Below are 16,378 nucleotides of genomic sequence, written 5' to 3' on the forward strand. Positions count from 1 at the left end.
CGGTGCGGGCGCTGGGGCGCGAGCAGGAACCGGGAACAGGGCGGGCGCCGGGGCGCGAGCAGCCGCCCGTGCCGGGGCGAGGACGCGAGCGCGAGCACGGACCTCATGTCACCCTGCACGCCGTGGCCCGGACCGCCGGGGTCTCGCCGGCCACCGCGTCACGGGCACTGAACGGCACCACGCGTGTCCGCGAGGACCTGCGGCGCCGGGTGCTCGAAGCGGCGGAGCAGTTGGGGTACATCCCCAACGCCCATGCGCAGGCGCTCGCCAGCTCCTCGAACAACACGGTCGGGGTCATCTGCCACGACGTCGGGGACCCCTACTTCGCGGCGATCGCGAGCGGTGTGATGGCGGCGGCCGCCGAGCAGGATCTGCTGGTCATGCTGGCCAGCACTTTCCGCGCTCCGGCGCGGGAGATCGCGTACGTCTCGATGCTGCGGGCGCAGCGGGCCCGCGCGATCCTGCTCATCGGCTCCGGGTTCCAGGACCCCGCGTGGGAGCGGGCGTTGGAGTCGGAGCTCGCTCCCTATATACGTGACGGTGGCCGCGTCGCGGTGGTCAGCCGGCACCGGAGCCTCCGCGTGGACACGGTGCAGCCCGAGAACCGGGCGGGGGCGGGCGCCCTGGCGCGGGCGCTGCTGTCCCTGGGCCACCGGGAGTTCGCCGTCCTCACCGGGCCCGAACGGCTCACCACGGTCGCGGACCGCCTGGCCGGGTTCCGCACGGCGCTGGCCGACGCGGGGGTCGATCTCCCCCCGGAGCGGATCGTGGAGGGCGCGTTCACCCGTGACGGGGGTCATGCGGCGGCGGTCGAACTGCTGCGCCGGGGGCAGCGGCCCACGTGCGTCTTCGCGGTGACGGACGTGATGGCCGTGGGTGCGCTGGGTGCGTTACGGGAGCGGGGGCTCCGGGTGCCGCAGGACGTATCGCTGGCGGGCTTCGACGACATCCCCCTGGTCGGCGAACTGACCCCACCGCTGACCACGGTGGCTCTGCCGCTGACGCAGATGGGCCGGGACGTACTGGCCCTCGCCCTTCGCGAGCGGGGCGCGAGGTCCCGGGTGGAGCGGGTGCAGGGCGAGGTCGTGCTCCGGGCCAGCACGGGGCGACCTGCGACGACCTGAGGACGGCGGTCCCCCGACGCGGCGCGTAGGTACGGCCTGCTGGACCTGCTGGACCTGCTGGACCTGCTGGCAGAACCTGCACGCACGGGTCGAACGGCGGCAGGGCCAAGTGACGCCGCCACGCAGCACGAGTGGCCTGCGACCTGAGGGGCGCGGCACCCAACGGCCTACGGCCCGGGCCCGACAGCCGACACCCAGCGCCTTCACCCCACCCCGCCCACCCCGTGCCCCGGCAGTATCGGTTCTGAAGTCGCGGCACTACGCAGGTGGTTGGCCAGGGATTCCGTCGCCGGAGACGCAGGGCCCGTCTTCGCGCCCCGGGCCAGGAGGTGGTGGCGTTTGGCCCAGGGGTCCTGGAGGGCGCATACGTCCAAGGGCTGGGCGGGGTCGATCACGCGGCGCGGGACGATGGCGAGACCCACGCCCGCGGCGGCCAGGGCGAGCAGGACGCTGAGGTTGGCGACGGTGGTGCGGTAGCGGACGACCGGCGCGTGCGGGCCGACGTGCCTCTCGATCCAGCGGCGCAGCGAGGCGTCGGCGTCGAGGCCGACCAGCGGATGCTCGGCGGCCTCGCTGTAGGTGAGCGACGTACGGCCGGCGAGGATCCCGCCTGCCTGGCCGACCACCACAAGGGAGTCGTCACCGAGGGGTTCCATGACCAGACCGCAGTCGCGCGCCTCGTCGTCGAGGACGATGCCCAGGTCCGCCTCGCCGTCGGTCAGCATCCGCACGATCTGCGGAGTGCGGTGTTCAGATACCCGGACGTCGACATCCGGGTGCGCCCGGAGGAACGAGACAAGGGCATGCGGTACGAGCCTGTGCACCGCGGAACCGCCGCCGAGGAGGGTCAGGGGCGCGGTGGGCGATCGCGTGTAGCTGGCCACTGCGCTCTCGAGCCGCACCGTCTGGGCCAGGACCTCGCGCGCGTGCCGGGCCAGTGTGGTCCCCGCCGGTGTGGGACGAACCCCTCTCCGGCCGCGGATCAGCAGCGCCACACCGGCCTGCTGTTCCAGGGAACGGACCCTGGCGCTGGCCGACGGCAGGCTCAGGTGCATGCGGCGGGCCCCTGCCGTGATCGACCCCTCCGTCACCGTGTCGAGGAAGAGTCGCAGGTCGTCGAGGTCGTAGCGCACCAGATCAGCCTATGGCACAGCCTTAGGCCGGGTACGCCGATTACGCATTGTGGATCCGTCCGTCACGGGGCGATGCTCGGCGGGTGTCCGAGACTCTGCTCGTCCTCCTCGCAGGCATCGCCGCCGGAGCACTGAACTCCGTCGGCGGCGGAGGCACGTTCGTGGCGCTGCCCGCCCTGGTCGCGGTCGGCCTCTCCCCGGTGACGGCGAACGCCTCTTCGACCATCGCCCTGGTGCCGGGAGCCGTGGCCAGCGGATGGGTCTACCGGCGTGAAATCGCCCCGGTCGGGGCGACATCCATCAAGGCGCTGACGACGGTCAGCGTGGTCGGGGGCGGGCTCGGCGCCACCCTGCTCCTCACCCTGCCCGCGGCCTCGTTCGACGCCGCGGTGCCGTGGCTGCTCGCCTTCGCCACGGCCGTACTCGCCTTCGGCCGCCGCATCTCCCGCACGATCAGCAGCGCACTCGGCCGCCGGATCGACATGAGTCCGCGAGCCGTTCTGATCGGCCAGTTCCTGCTCGCGCTGTACGGCGGATACTTCGGCGGGGCCGTAGGCATCATGATGTTCGCCCTGTGGGGCATCGGCCTGGGCCTCGACGCCGCCGTCAGCAATCCGATGCGGATCACCCAGATCGCGGCCATCAATCTCAGCGCGGCCGCCCTGCTCCTCCTCGCCTCGGACGCGCTCAGTGCTCCGCTCGTTCTCGGCGCGATGTTCGTCGGCGCGCTGGCGGGCGGCTTCACCGGCGCCCACTTCGCACGCCGCCTCTCAGCCCGGCTGCTGCGGGGCATCATCCTCACCGTCGCCGTGACGATGACCGTCCTCTACTTCGTACGCGGCTGAGGCGGACCACCATGGCCGACGCGGACGAAATGGCTGACACGGCGGACACTGCCGACACAGCGGACCTGGCTGACATGGCCACTGGAGCTGACATGGCCGACAAGGACTCCGGTGCCGCCGCATCGTCGCCGTACACGGACGCGTCCCTGGCGCGTCTCGCGATGGCCCACGAGGCGTGCGAACTTGCCGGCCTCGCGCGGGCCGCCGTACCGATCGGGGAACACGAGTTGCGTTCCGACGGCACCGCCCGCTCCCCCGGCTCCGTGCTGTCCGACGCCGCCGACGTGCTCAGGGCGGCGCACCGGTTCTTCGAGGCCGCCGCCGTGTGCGAGCGGTTGGGCGGCGCCGGCTGGCAGTTGATCGCCGACGCCCTGGGCGTGGAGGCGCAGACCGCGCGGACACGCTTCGCCGCGGCCGAGTCCCGTTTCCGGGAGGAACTGCGCTCCCCGGGAAACCCCGGTGGAGCTGCCTGGTGGCAGGACTACACCGCGGGCAGTCCCCTCGAAGCCGCGCGCGACCTCGACGACTGGGTCCTGCGCCACGAGGACGGGGACGGCGACCTCGGCACCGCACCGGTCTCCGGCGGTCTGGCGCGGCGGGAGGGGCGACGGCGTCACGGGTGAGAACCGGACCTCGCACACCGGGCGCATTCCGCCCCCACGCGTCTAGTCCCAACGGATGTGCCACCGGTGGGAGTTGAGGCCACCTGGGTCTACGCCCGTCCGGACGGCAGCCTCACGTCCCGGTAATTGAGGGGTGAATAGCAGCCGAATTCCACCCGTATCGGATATCGAACCGAGCTCCTACTCTGTGAGGCGCACACGCGGGGGATCACCGGGGGGTTACCGCGGGATCACTGTCCGTCTTCCACGGAGGTTGGCACATGGCTGCGTTGTCCGAGGGGATCTACCTGCTCAAGAACGAGGAGAGCGGGCTGTACGCGGGAGTGCGGGGAGCCAAGACGGCACAGAGCGTGCCGATCGTGCAGCAGGAGCTGAACCCGCAAGGAACCGCGCGGTACAGCCAGTTGTGGCATCTGCGGCCCAACGCCGCCGAGAAGGACACCTGGACGCTGCAGAGCGTGCACAGCACCTTGCGCATGGACGTGATGACGGGCCGCGGCCGTGCGGGCTCCCCGGTGCAGCAGTGCCCTGCGGAGACCCGGCGTGACCTGCTGGTGTCCCAGCTGTGGCGGCCGGTGGAGACCGGCGACGGCCGGTACACGCTGATCAACGCGAACAGCGGTCACCTGCTGTCCGTCCACGACGACAGCAGCTCGCCGGACGCGACCCTGGAGCAGGCGGCCAAGCCCGCCCTGGGGCCTCGCACCGCCCAGCAGTGGATCCTGGAGCGGGTGCCCGGTCGCGGCGAGGCCAAGGCCTTCGACGCGCTGACGGCCACCCTGGTCTCCGCCGGCGGCGGCGTCCTGGGCTCGGCGCTCGGTTCCTTGAGCGGCGCGACCAAGCGGGCACTCGACGCGGGCGGCGGGATCTTCGAGTCCGCGGCCAAGGCGATCCCGGACAGCGACACGCCCTACGTACGATTCGACGGTTTCCGCGGGGACGAGTTCATCCGCTTCTCGAAGCGACGCGGCATCGAGGCAGGACCGCGGAGGATCACCGATCAGTTCCCGCACCTGCCCAAGCCGTTCAGCGACGGCTTCGACGCCGTCGGTCCGGCAGCCGAGCGCAGTGGGCACATCTATATGGGCTTCGTACAGGACCAGGCCATCGAGTTCTCCGAGAAGAGCCACGGCCCCGTCCATTACGCGGAACATCTCCTGCACCCCGAACTGCTGCACACCGTCGGCGAGTTGTGCGATGTCACCGGCTTCGGTACCGACGGCGGGAGGCTCCTGGTCTTCGGCCGCAAGGGCAGCTGCACCGTCGACCCCGAAGAGGTCGACCTGGCACGTGGCCCCATCCACCAGCTGTTCCAGCTGACGGCCGCACCCGAGGCCTTCGGGTTCGGGCCCGACGCGGCTTGCACGGCCGTCTCGGAGTCGACGGCCCACTACTTCCTCACCAAGGGCGACGAGTTCGTCGTCGTCTCCGAGGACAAGCTCATCCAGGGCCCGGCCGGGCTCACCGAGGTCTACCCGTTCCTGGACGGCCTCTGGATGTAGCCACGTCCGCCGTCCGCCGTCCGCCCTCCGCCGGTATCCGCGTCCGGCCCGGTTCCGTCGGCCGCCCCGGCGACAGGACCGGGCCGAAGGCCGACCGCTATTCCGCCGCTTGTCCCAGCGCGTCGAGGACGGGGCGGATCAGCGGATGCTCCTCGGCCCCGCACCGCACGGCCGCGAACACCCGGCGGGTGGGAGCGGCGCCCTCCACGGGACGGATCACCACCCCCGAGACGTCCATGCCGCGCAGTGCCGACCGGGGCACGAGGGCCACTCCGGCGCCCGCCGACGCCAGGGCGACGACGGCCCGGAAATCGTCCGACCAGTGTTCGAGGAGCGGCTGGAAGCCCGCCGCCTCACAGGCGAGTATCACCACGTCATGGCAGGGGTTCCCCGCGAAGGGCCCGATCCACGCGTCCTTGGCAAGCTCCGCGAGCGGTACGCGCTCCGCCTCCGCGAGGCGGTGGCTCTCGGGGAGCACCGCGTCGAAGGGCTCCGCGTACAGCGGGACCCGCGTGAGACGCGGATCGTCCGCGCCAGGCGCGCCCCGGTACTCCACGGCCACGGCGACATCCACCTGCCGGTCCAGCACCATCGGCAGACTCGCGTCGCCCTCCGCGTCCTGGACCCGTACGCGGATCCCCGGCGCGCTGGACGAGAGCCGGGCCAGGGCGGGGCCGACCACCAGGGCGATCCCCGTGGCGAAGGACGCCACGGTCACCGTCCCCGCCTCGCCCGAGCTGTACGCGGCCAGCTCCGCCTCGGCCCGCTCCAGCTGGGCGAGGACCGCGTTCGTGTGGGACAGCAGGATCTCGCCCGCCGGGGTCAGCCTGACCCCGCGCGCACCCCGCTCGACCAGGCGGTGGCCGGTCTCCTGCTCCAGGGCGGACAGCTGCTGGGAGACCGCGGACGGGGTGAGATAGAGCGCGGCGGCAGCGGCCGTGACCGTGCGGTGGTCGGCCACCGCACGGAGGATGTGCAGCCGCCGCGCTTCGATCATGGGGTCGATTGTCCCAAACCTCGGACCTCACCGACACCAGCGGTCCGGCCAAGCCCCGCGGTCACCCGAGGGCGCCCGGACACCGTCAGGCGTCCAGCTCCGCCCGCGCCGCCACGAACGCGTCCACCGCGCGGTTCACGTCATCGGTGGAGTGCGCGGCCGACAGCTGGACGCGGATACGGGCCGCGCCCTGCGGCACCACGGGGTACGAGAAGCCGATCACGTACACGCCGCGCTCCAGGAGCAGCTCGGCCATCCGCCCCGCGACCGACGCGTCGCCGATCATCACCGGGGCGATCGCGTGGTCGCCCGGCAGGATGTCGAAGCCCTCCTCCGTCATCCGCGAGCGGAACAGCTCCGTGTTCGCGGCGAGCCGGTCGCGCAGGTCACCGGCCGACTCCAGGAGGTCGATGACCTTCAGCGAGGCCGCCGCGATCACCGGGGCGAGGGTGTTGGAGAAGAGGTAGGGGCGCGAGCGCTGGCGAAGGAGGGCGACGATCTCCGCGCGGGCCGCCACGTAGCCGCCGGAGGCGCCACCGAGCGCCTTGCCCAGGGTGCCGGTGATGATGTCGACGCGGTCCATGACGCCGTGCAGCTCGGGAGTGCCGCGGCCGCCGGGGCCGACGAAACCGACGGCGTGCGAGTCGTCGACCATCACCATCGCGTCGTAACGGTCGGCGAGGTCGCAGATCTCCCGCAGCGGGGCGACGTAGCCGTCCATGGAGAAGACGCCGTCGGTGACGATCAGCTTGCGGCGCGCGCCGCCCTCGGAGGCCTCCTTCAGCTGCTGCTCCAGGTCCGCCATGTCGCGGTTGGCGTAGCGGAAGCGGCGGGCCTTGGAAAGGCGGATGCCGTCGATGATCGAGGCGTGGTTGAGGGCGTCCGAGATGACCGCGTCCTCGGCGCCGAGCAGCGTCTCGAAGACTCCGCCGTTGGCGTCGAAGCAGGACGAGTAGAGGATCGTGTCCTCCTGGCCGAGGAACGCGGAAAGGCGCCCCTCCAGCTCCTTGTGCACCTCCTGCGTGCCGCAGATGAAGCGCACGGACGCCATGCCGTAGCCCCAGCGGTCCAGGGCCTCGTGCGCGGCGGCGATGACCTCGGGGTGGTCGGCGAGACCGAGGTAGTTGTTCGCGCAGAAGTTCAGTACGTCGCCGGGGCGGCCTCCCGCGGTGACGGAGACGGTGGCGGACTGCGGGGTGCCGATGACGCGCTCGGGCTTGTGCAGGCCGGCGGCGCGGATCTCGTCGAGGGTGGTGCGCAGGTCGTCGCGTACGGAGTCGAACATGCTTGAGTCCTTTGGGAGTTGAGCGGTGCGGCCGAGAAGGTTCAGGAGGTCCAGTCGAGGATGACCTTGCCGCCGCGGCCGCTCGCCGCGTCGTCGAAGGCCGCCTCGAAGTCACGGTGGCCGTAGCGGCCGGTGATCACGGGGGCGAGATCGAGGCCGCCTTCGAGCAGCACCGACATGGAGTACCAGGTCTCGAACATCTCTCGGCCGTAGATGCCCTTGATCGTGATCATCGAGGTGACGATCCGGGACCAGTCGACGGCGAACTCCTCTGCCGGCAGACCGAGCATGGCGATCTTGCCGCCGTGCGTCATGTTGGCGAGCATGTCGCGCATCGCGACGGGGTTGCCGGACATTTCCAGGCCGACGTCGAAGCCCTCGCGCAGGCCGAGGTCGCGCTGCCCCTCGGCGATCGGGGTCTCGGCGACGTTCAGCGCCAGGCTCACGCCGATCTTGCGGGCGAGCTCGAGGCGCTCCTCGCTGACGTCCGTGACGACGACGTTGCGGGCGCCCGCGTGCCGGGCCACGGCGGCGGCCATCAGGCCGATCGGCCCTGCCCCGGTGATCAGCACGTCCTCGCCGACCAGCGGGAAGGACAGCGCGGTGTGCACGGCGTTGCCGAACGGGTCGAAGATCGCGGCCACGTCGAGGTCGACGGGAACGCGGTGCACCCACACATTGGCGGCGGGCAGCGCGACGAACTCAGCGAACGCCCCGTCCCTGCCGACGCCCAGACCGACCGTGGCGCGGCACAGGTGGCGGCGGCCCGCCTGGCAGTTGCGGCACTTGCCGCAGACCAGGTGGCCCTCGCCGCTGACCCGGTCACCGATCTTGATGTCGGCGACGTCACGCCCGGTCTCCACGACCTCGCCGACGAATTCGTGCCCGACGACCAGCGGCGCCTTGATCGCCTGCTGCGCCCAGCCGTCCCAGGCCCGGATGTGCAGATCGGTTCCGCAGATCCCGGTGCGGAGCACCTTGATCAGGACGTCTCCGTGGCCGATCACCGGCTCCGGTACGTCCATCAGCCGGAGACCCGGCTCCGCCTTCTCCTTGACCAGCGCCTTCAACGCAGCGGCTCCTGTCGTACGTCGCTTCTTCCACCGACGACACAGGAATCTTCCCTACGGCGGCGCCCCGGTCCATCGAGGATTTCTTAAGCGCCGCCGCAGCTTTCCTTCAGGCCCTGTGTCCTAGCGGGTCTGGCCCCGCTCGAAGTAGGCCACGAGTTCCGGATCCAGGTCCGGCACCTCACGCGGCGTGCCCCCGTCCCGCAGCGACTGCGTCGCGCGCACGCCCGCCGCGACCGCCATCCGGGCCGCGACCGGCGACGTGTCGGTGCGGCCTCCCTCGCGCACGAACCGTACGAACTCGTCGATGAGCAGCGGGTCGGAGCCGCCGTGCCCGCCCTCGTCCTGCTCGTCCGGCACCGGGTACTCGGCGTCCGCGTCGGCGCGGTAGGCCGAGCGCCGGGTGTTCCAGACCTTCACCACGCCGCCGGGGCCGTCGCCGAAGTTCTCCAGGCGGCCCGCGTCGCCGATGACGGTGTAGTTGCGCCAGTAGTCGGGCGTGAAGTGGCACTGCTGGTAGGAGGCGAGGACGCCGTTGTCGAGGCGCATGTTGACCAGCGAGACGTCCTCGACGTCGATGACCGGGTTGAGGTCGCGCTGGGTGGCCGCCGGCCAGTGGCCGTCCTCGGTGTACCAGTCGTCCGTCTTGGGCTCGCCCGGCTCGCGGCGGTGCGGGTTGTCGCCGTAGACCATGAGGTCGCCGAGGGCCTGCACCTGACGGGTGTAGCCGCCCGCGAGCCAGTGCAGTACGTCGATGTCGTGGGCGGCCTTCTGGAGCAGCAGGCCGGTGGTGTTCTGCCGTTCGGCGTGCCAGTCCTTGAAGTACCAGTCGCCTCCGTAGGCGACGAAGTGGCGTACCCAGACCGTCTTGACCTCGCCGATCTCACCGCGCCCGATGATGTCGCGCATCAGCCTGATCACGGGCATGTGGCGCATGTTGTGGCCCACGTAGAGGCGAGTTCCCGTCTCGTAGGCGGTCCGCAGGATCTCGTCGCAGGCTTCGATGCCGATGTCCAGGGGCTTCTCCACGAAGACGGGCTTGTTCTCGCGCAGCGCCTCGCAGGCGAGCTGCGCGTGGGTGTGGTCGGGGGTGAGGATGACGAGGGCGTCGACGTCCGGGTCCTCGACGACCTTGCGGTGGTCGGTGGATATCCGGGCGTCGGGGAAGGCCGCGGCCGCCTCCGTCCGCGCGGTGACGTCGTGGTCGGCGAGCGCGATGACGCGGGAGCCCGCGCCGGGCCGGTGTGCGGTGCGGGCGAGCGAACCGCGCAAGCCGTAGCCGAGGACGCCGAGACGGAGGTCGGTCATGGTGTGCCTTTCCGTACAAAAACCTGTGCGAGTGCGGATGTTGCCTATGTACGTGCAGGGTGCACGAGTACGTGGGAAAGCGCTACGCGTCCCGTGCCGGTGAGCTTGATCCTTATGTATCCGGCTTCCGCGTCCGTGTCGAGGAGTGTGGGCCGAAGCGATCGTCCGTCGACGTGCACGGTCGTGGCGTCGGCGAAGTCCGCGGTCCTCGCGAGCTGTACGTCGAAGTCGGCCGTGGTCATGGACGTGTCGTTCCAGATCTCGACCTGTCCCACGCGCCGCACGCCGCCGAGGTCGACCTGCCACCAGGCGCCCGGTTCGGACAGGGTGCGGGTGTCGGTCGAGGTGTCTCCGTCGGTCGCGCGGGAGGCCGGGGCCGCGCCGTCCGTGGAGGACTGGGTCGCGGTTCCGGCGCGGGCGAGGTCCGGGCGGAGCTGTTCGGCCGCCGCCTCGTGCGCACCCGAGCGGGCCGCCACGGCGAGCGCCGCCGCGGGGAGCCTGTCGAGCTTGGTGTGGTTGTCCTTCATCGTCGATCCGGTGCCGGTGAGGGCCGGTGTGTCGGTGTCGGTCCAGTTGCCGGTGGCGTGGTTCCGGATGCCGTAATCGGCCCAGTTGGAGACCCACTTGTAGCCGATGCGGGTGATGACGTTGCCTTCGACGCGGATGTACGACGACTGCTCGTCGAGGTAGATTCCGTTGCCGTCGCGCTCGGTGTTCCCGTAGGCGGAGCGGTTGATGTAGTTGCCGGAGACAACCGTGCCGGGCTGGGCGCCCTGGGTGTAGACCGCGCCGCCGTCGTGCTGGGTGTGTTCGACGCGCATCACGTTCATGATCCGGTTGTTCGTGATCCGGTTGTCCCGCAGGACCGACTCCCTGGCCTCCGGCTGGTTCCAGCCCCAGCCGACGGAGATCCCCGAGTAGGGCAGGTCGTCGAGGGTGTTGTGGTCGACGGTGAGTCCGGCCTCGTATCCGGCCCAGATGCCCACCGCGTCGGTGTACTCGACGCCGGTGCGACGGATCGTGTTGTACGCGACGGTGTTCCGTTCACCGGCGAGTTCGGATTCCGGCTTCGGCTCGGTGTCACCGACGTACACGGCGCCGGACGAGAGGTCCGTGAAGCGGGAGCGGGTGACCGAGCTGTCCTTGGTGCCCCCTTCGAGGACGACACCGGCACCGCCCAGGTGCGTGAACTCGGCCCCGGTGACGCTGACATGGCGGCCACCGCGCACCGTGAGCGCCGCGCTCGGCTTGGTGTAGTGCCGGCCCGCGTGATCGACGGGACCGGTCGCTCCGGTGAGGGTGAGGCCGGCCTGGGTGCCCGCGTAGCCCTCGTCCGTGGACGGCTGGCCGTACGCGGCGTAGGCGAAGCCGATGCCTTGTACGCGCAGGTCGTGGGCACCGTCGACGACCATGAGCCGCTCGGTCACCGGGGTGAGCACGCGCGCGTGCCGCATGTTCTCGCCCTTGCGCGGGAGGTAGGTGACGGTGCGGTCCTGCGCGTCCCGGACGAACTCGCCCGGCTTGTCCAGTAGTTCGCGGGCGTTCTCGAAGTAGGCGACCCCGGAGTAGCGCGCCGAGTCGACCGTGGTGGAGTCCCAGGCAGGGCCCGTACGGTTCGTGCCGCTCGCGGAGTTGGTCCAGCAGGGCTGCGCGAAGGTGAGGTTGTCGCCTTCGACGCCCGTGATCCGGCAGTGGTAGTCGCGCCAGCGGACCTTGATGACGGCTTCCGCGCCGGTGGGCCGCTGCCACCGGTCGATGTCGGTGGCCCTGGCGCCCGTCATGCCGGTCTTCGTCGCGTCACAGGTACTGGCCGGGCAGGCCTCGCCCCGCGCACGTACCGCCCGCTCGCCGTCCACGAACAGCTGGCGCGGGGTGATCCCTTCGGGGACATCCGTCGTCCAGGTGCCGTCGGCGCCCTTGTCCCACCCGGTCAGCGCACGGCCGCCGGACAGAACGGGGCGGGCGCCGCGCGCTGCCGTCCAGGTGACGGTGTGCCCGTCGCGCCCGGAGTCGGCCGCGCCCAGCTTCAGCGGCTCGCTCATCTCGTAGGTGCCGTGGGCGAGTTCGACGCGTACGTCCCGTCCGTCGACGGTGCGTGCGGTGTCACGGGCGGCCTGCGGGGAGCAGGGACGGGTGACGGTGCAGGAGTCGCCCGAGCCGTTCGGGGCGACGTGGAGGATCTTGGGGCTCGGGGCGGCTTGTGCGCTCTGCGGCGCGTTGACGGCGCTGACGGCACCGACCGCCGCCATCGCGAGGGCCGCCGCTGCGATGCGCGGGCGCTTCCCCGCGCTCTGCCGGCGCCTCACTTCGCGACACCCCACTCCGGGTGGCCCGGCATGGGCGGGTTGTCGAGGTCGAACAGCCAGTGGTTCAGGAACGTGCCGACCGAGTCGTCGCCGGTGACCTCGACGGCGTTGTCGATGAAGTCTTGGGTGGAGGCGTTGCCGTGCCGGTGCTCGCTCAGCCACGACTTCATGACGGCCTCGAACTTCGTCTGCCCTATCCGTTGGTTGAGGGCGTAGAGGGAGACCGCGGCGCCGTCGTAGATGTTGAAGCCGCCGAGCCCGGTGGGCTTTCCGGGCGGTCCGTCGGTCTTGCGGACCGCGTCGAGTTTTGCGTACGCGGTCTTCATCTTCTCCTCGATGGTCTGGAACCCCTTCTGGTCCGCCCACACGGCCGCGTAGTAGACGGCGGGGCCTTCGTTCAGCCAGGCGTCCTGCCAGGTGGCGGGGGTGACGGAGTCGCCGAACCACTGGTGGGTCAGCTCGTGGACCATGGTGGTCGAGTAGGTGGGCTTCTCGAACCACGAAGGGCCGAAGAGCGACAGGGTCTGGTTCTCCAGTGCGTCGCTGTAGCCGTCCCGGACGATCTGCACTCCGTAGGTGTCGAACGGGTAGCGCACGCCGAGGGTCTTCTCCAGCCAGGCCAGCTGTCCGCCGGTCTCCTCGGCGATGGGCTTGTACTTGGCCTGCTGGTCCTCGGGGACGAGGTGGCGCAGCTTCACTCCGTGCGGGCCGCGTCCGTAGAGGTAGGTCTGCTTGTTGACGGAGATCCCGAGGAGCTCGGGCGCCATGGGGGACTTGAGGGAGAAGTCCCAGGTCTTCTTCTCGGTCCCGGCGTTGCGGGTGCCGGTGAGGTTGCCGTTGGCGGCGGGCGTCCAGCCGTCGGGGGCGGTGAGGTGGAAGGTCCAGGTGGCCTTGTCGGAGGGGTGGTCGTTGACCGGCGCGAAGGTGTCGGCGCGGGAGGCCTGGGCGGCGGAGGCGAAACCGCCGTCGGACATGTAGCGCCAGCCGGGCTGGCCGACCGGCTTGGTCCTGCCGTTGCCGTGGTAGGTCAGTTCGACGTCGAAGGCGCGGTGGTCGCGCAGACCGCCCGACGGGGTGACGGTCAGCTCCTGACCGGTCTGGCCCGGGCCGATCTCCCATGCCGCCTTCTTGCCGTTGACCTTGACGGCGTCGATCGCCAGCGAGTCGACGTCGAGGTTGAAGGACGACAGGTCTTGAGTGGCTCTCGACTTGATCTTCATGGTGCCGGTGAAGTCGTACGTCACCGGCGTGAAGTCGAAGGAGAGGTCGTAGTGGCGGACGTCGTAGCCGCCGTTGCCGAGCGTCGGGAAGAGCGGGTCGCCGACGCCGTCCGCCCCCGGGGCCGGGTCGAAGGGCGCCGCGTGGGCGGGGAGGGCGAGCGCGAGGGTGGCGGCCGCGGCCGCGGTCGCCGTGGCGGCGCGAACGGTACGGGTGCTGCGGGCGCGGACTGTGTGAGTACCGCGAGCGCGTACGTTTCGGGTCCAGTTCTCAGCCATGGGGCCGCAACGTAGTAATCGCTTACTGTCAGCGTCAATACCTCCGATGTATCTGGTGACCCCTCGGACAGCAGGCACATAGGCCCTCGGCAGGCTGTCACCAGCACAGAAAGATATAGAAAGATTCCCGGCCCTCTTGCGTGCCATAGCAACCGCTTACATGCTGTCGCGGGATCCCCCCGACGCCCTGACACCCCGACGCCCTGACGCCTCACGGGAGTTCCTTATGCGCATGTCCCACTCCGGCTCCACCGGGCCACGACGCCGCACGATCCTCGCCGCGAGTGCCGCATCGGCCTTCGTGCCGCTGGCTGCTGGTGGCACGGCCCGCGCCGCCTCGGACAAGAGCGCGGACAAGGCCTCGGACGCGAACCCCTACGACACCCTCCTCGCCCGCGCCGCAGCCCAGCTCACCGGCGGTGAGTTCGACGCCGGCGACCCCGACTTCGCGGCAGCGCTGAAGACCCTGGACACCCAGGCGTCCGCATGGTGGCGGGACTTGGACAGGAGCACGAGCCGCACCGCCCTGTGGCCCGACCTCTCCCCCGCGAAGGAGCCGGGCAACTTCGGCCAGAGCTACACCCGCCTGCGCACGATCGCGACAGCCCTGACCACCCCCGGCACCTCCCTCAGCGACAGCACCGAAGCGGCCGACGCCCTGCTCGAAGCCCTGCGCTTCCTGCACGCCGACGCCTACAACCCCGGCCGCCCCGAATCCGGCAACTGGTGGTTCTGGGAGATCGGCGCGCCCCGCGCCCTTATGGACACCTGCGTGCTGCTGCGGGAGAAGATCCCCGCGGCCGACCTGACGGCATACGTCGCCACGGTGGCGAAGTTCGTCCCGGACCCGGACCGGCGCACCAGCATTCCGACGCTGTCCGAGACGGGCGCCAACCGCGCCGACAAGGCCGTCATCGTGGCGCTGCGCGGACTCCTCGCACGCGACGCGGACACGCTCGCACTGGCCCGCGACGGTCTCTCCGACGTACGGGACAAGGGCAAGAACAGCCTGTTCACGTACGTCACTTCGGGCGACGGGTTCTACGAGGACGGGTCCTTCGTGCAGCACGGCTCCGTCGCCTACACGGGGACGTACGGCAGTGTCCTGCTCGGCAGCGCGGGACAGCTGATCGCACTGCTCGCCGACTCCGACTGGGCCGTCACCGACCCCAAGACGTCCGTCCTTTACGAGGCGGTGGACCGGACCTTCTCGCCGGTGGTCTTCGACGGCCTGATGATGGACGCACTGCGCGGCCGTGCCACCTCCCGCGAGAAGGCGCCGGACCACAAGGACGGCGCGGCGGCCCTCACCAACATCCTGCAGCTGGCGGACGGCGCCCCGGCCGCGTACGCCGCACGCTGGCGCGCCCTGGCCAAGGGATGGATGTCCCGCAACAAGACCAACCCCTACCTCGGCCTGGTCGGCGTGCCCGCGATCGCCCGCGCCAAGTCCGTCCTCGACGACTCAGCCGTACCGGCCGCCGACCGGCTCACCGGGCACTTTTCGTTCGCGGACATGGACCGCGTGGTGCACCGGCGCCCCGGCTGGGCGCTCACGCTCTCGCTCTCCTCGAAGCGCATCGCCGCGTACGAGGCGGGCAACGGCGAGAACCTGCACGGCTGGTACACCGGCGACGGCATGACCTACCTCTACGACGGCGACGACCTCGGGCAGTTCGGCGACGGCTTCTGGGCGACGGTCGATCCCTACCGCCTGCCGGGCACCACCGTGGACACCCGCGAACGTGCCGACATCGGCACCGGCGGCGGCACGGGGACCTATCTCCCGAAGAACGCCGTCGCGGGCGGCGCGGTGCTCGACGACAGGTACGGCGCCGCCGCGATGGAGCTCATCGCCGACGGCAGCACACTGCGCGCCAGGAAGGCGTGGTTCTTCCTCGACAACGCGGTCGTCGCCCTGGGCACCGGCATCACCGCGAGCGACGGCCGGAGCATCGAGACGGTCGTCGAGAACCGCAATCTGCACGAGAACGGCGCCCCCCGCCTCACGGTCGACGGCCGGCGGCAGCCCACGCACACGGACTGGTCGGCATCCCTGCCCGGCACCCGGTGGGCCCATCTGGACGGCACCGGCGGCTACGTCTTCCCCGACGATCACTCCGAGCACCCCGCCCGCCTGCACGCCCTGCGCGAGGAGCGGACCGGCACCTGGCGGGCCATCAACACCGGCGCGGACACCGGAGGCAGCACCACCCCGCTCACCCGCCGCTATCTGACCCTGTGGCTCGACCACGGCGTCTCCCCCGCCGCGTCCTCGTACGCCTACGTCCTGCTGCCCGGTGCGAGCGCCGCCGCGACCGCCGTCTGGTCCCATGCACGTCCGGTCCGCATCGTCGCCAACAACGCCACCGCCCAGGCCGTCGAGGCCCGCCGCCACGGCCTCCTCGCCGCACACTTCTGGCAGCCGGGCAGCGCCGCCGGTCTCACGGCATCGGGCCCCTGCACCGTGATCGCACGACGTGGCGCCGACGGCATATCCCTCGCCGTGTCCGACCCGGGCCGCACCGGCACGACTCTCACCCTGGAACTGCCCTTCCCCGTACGGAGGGTGGTGCGCGCCGACGACACGGTCAGCGTCACTCCCGGCCGTCGCGCCCGCGTCACCGTCCGCGTCGCGGGCTCCCGCGGCCATACGCACACCGCACAGCTGCGGTGATCCACCTACGCC

General features: G+C 71.0%; 12 protein-coding genes. 5 read left to right on the forward strand and 7 right to left on the reverse strand.

Features of this window, described 5'->3' with window-relative positions; all coding sequences use genetic code 11:
• Positions 1-122 precede the first annotated feature (122 nt).
• The gene (locus ACWFR3_RS02130) at positions 123-1,124 is read left to right on the forward strand and encodes a LacI family DNA-binding transcriptional regulator (protein WP_453732590.1); all 1,002 of its coding nucleotides are present in this window, start codon (positions 123-125) and stop codon (positions 1,122-1,124) included.
• A 203-nt stretch (positions 1,125-1,327) separates the two neighbouring features.
• On the opposite strand, the gene ACWFR3_RS02135 is transcribed toward ACWFR3_RS02130, so the two are convergent.
• Positions 1,328-2,257, reverse strand: coding sequence for a LysR family transcriptional regulator (locus tag ACWFR3_RS02135; protein ID WP_453732591.1), 930 nt, complete (start codon positions 2,255-2,257; stop codon positions 1,328-1,330).
• A gap of 83 nt (positions 2,258-2,340) precedes the next feature.
• On the opposite strand from ACWFR3_RS02135, the gene ACWFR3_RS02140 reads away from it, so the two are divergent.
• The 3 genes from ACWFR3_RS02140 (at position 2,341) to ACWFR3_RS02150 (ending at position 5,227) form a co-directional block, all read left to right on the forward strand.
• A complete protein-coding gene (locus ACWFR3_RS02140) occupies positions 2,341-3,102 on the forward strand; it encodes a sulfite exporter TauE/SafE family protein (protein WP_453732592.1) in 762 nt (253 codons plus the stop codon).
• 74 nt (positions 3,103-3,176) lie between these two features.
• Positions 3,177-3,725 carry a hypothetical protein gene (locus ACWFR3_RS02145; RefSeq protein WP_453732593.1) on the forward strand — a complete coding sequence of 183 codons (549 nt, stop codon included), beginning with the start codon at positions 3,177-3,179 and terminating at the stop codon, positions 3,723-3,725.
• A gap of 260 nt (positions 3,726-3,985) precedes the next feature.
• On the forward strand, positions 3,986-5,227 hold the full coding sequence (locus ACWFR3_RS02150; protein WP_453732594.1) for an RICIN domain-containing protein: 1,242 nt from the start codon (positions 3,986-3,988) through the stop codon (positions 5,225-5,227).
• Between the two features lie 97 nt (positions 5,228-5,324).
• Here ACWFR3_RS02150 and ACWFR3_RS02155 read toward each other — a convergent pair whose 3' ends face one another.
• The 6 genes from ACWFR3_RS02155 to ACWFR3_RS02180 form a co-directional block, all read right to left on the reverse strand.
• Positions 5,325-6,224 carry a LysR family transcriptional regulator gene (locus tag ACWFR3_RS02155; RefSeq protein WP_453732595.1) on the reverse strand — a complete coding sequence of 300 codons (900 nt, stop codon included), beginning with the start codon at positions 6,222-6,224 and terminating at the stop codon, positions 5,325-5,327.
• Between the two features lie 85 nt (positions 6,225-6,309).
• A complete protein-coding gene (locus tag ACWFR3_RS02160; protein WP_453732596.1) occupies positions 6,310-7,509 on the reverse strand; it encodes a glycine C-acetyltransferase in 1,200 nt (399 codons plus the stop codon).
• A gap of 41 nt (positions 7,510-7,550) precedes the next feature.
• Complete coding sequence (gene tdh, locus ACWFR3_RS02165) at positions 7,551-8,579, reverse strand: L-threonine 3-dehydrogenase (protein ID WP_453732597.1); 1,029 nt, start codon at positions 8,577-8,579, stop codon at positions 7,551-7,553.
• Between the two features lie 123 nt (positions 8,580-8,702).
• The gene (locus tag ACWFR3_RS02170; RefSeq protein ID WP_453732598.1) at positions 8,703-9,887 is read right to left on the reverse strand and encodes a Gfo/Idh/MocA family protein; all 1,185 of its coding nucleotides are present in this window, start codon (positions 9,885-9,887) and stop codon (positions 8,703-8,705) included.
• Between the two features lie 44 nt (positions 9,888-9,931).
• Positions 9,932-12,136, reverse strand: coding sequence for a right-handed parallel beta-helix repeat-containing protein (locus ACWFR3_RS02175; protein WP_453732792.1), 2,205 nt, complete (start codon positions 12,134-12,136; stop codon positions 9,932-9,934).
• Positions 12,137-12,189: 53 nt separating this feature from the next.
• On the reverse strand, positions 12,190-13,689 hold the full coding sequence (locus tag ACWFR3_RS02180; RefSeq protein ID WP_453732599.1) for a M1 family metallopeptidase: 1,500 nt from the start codon (positions 13,687-13,689) through the stop codon (positions 12,190-12,192).
• A gap of 226 nt (positions 13,690-13,915) precedes the next feature.
• Here ACWFR3_RS02180 and ACWFR3_RS02185 point away from each other — a divergent pair, with 226 nt between their 5' ends.
• Positions 13,916-16,366: a polysaccharide lyase 8 family protein gene (locus ACWFR3_RS02185; protein ID WP_453732600.1), complete on the forward strand. Its 2,451-nt coding sequence runs from the start codon at positions 13,916-13,918 to the stop codon at positions 16,364-16,366.
• Positions 16,367-16,378 lie beyond the last annotated feature (12 nt).

The sequence above is a fragment of the Streptomyces sp. NPDC055189 genome (genome assembly GCF_053606765.1).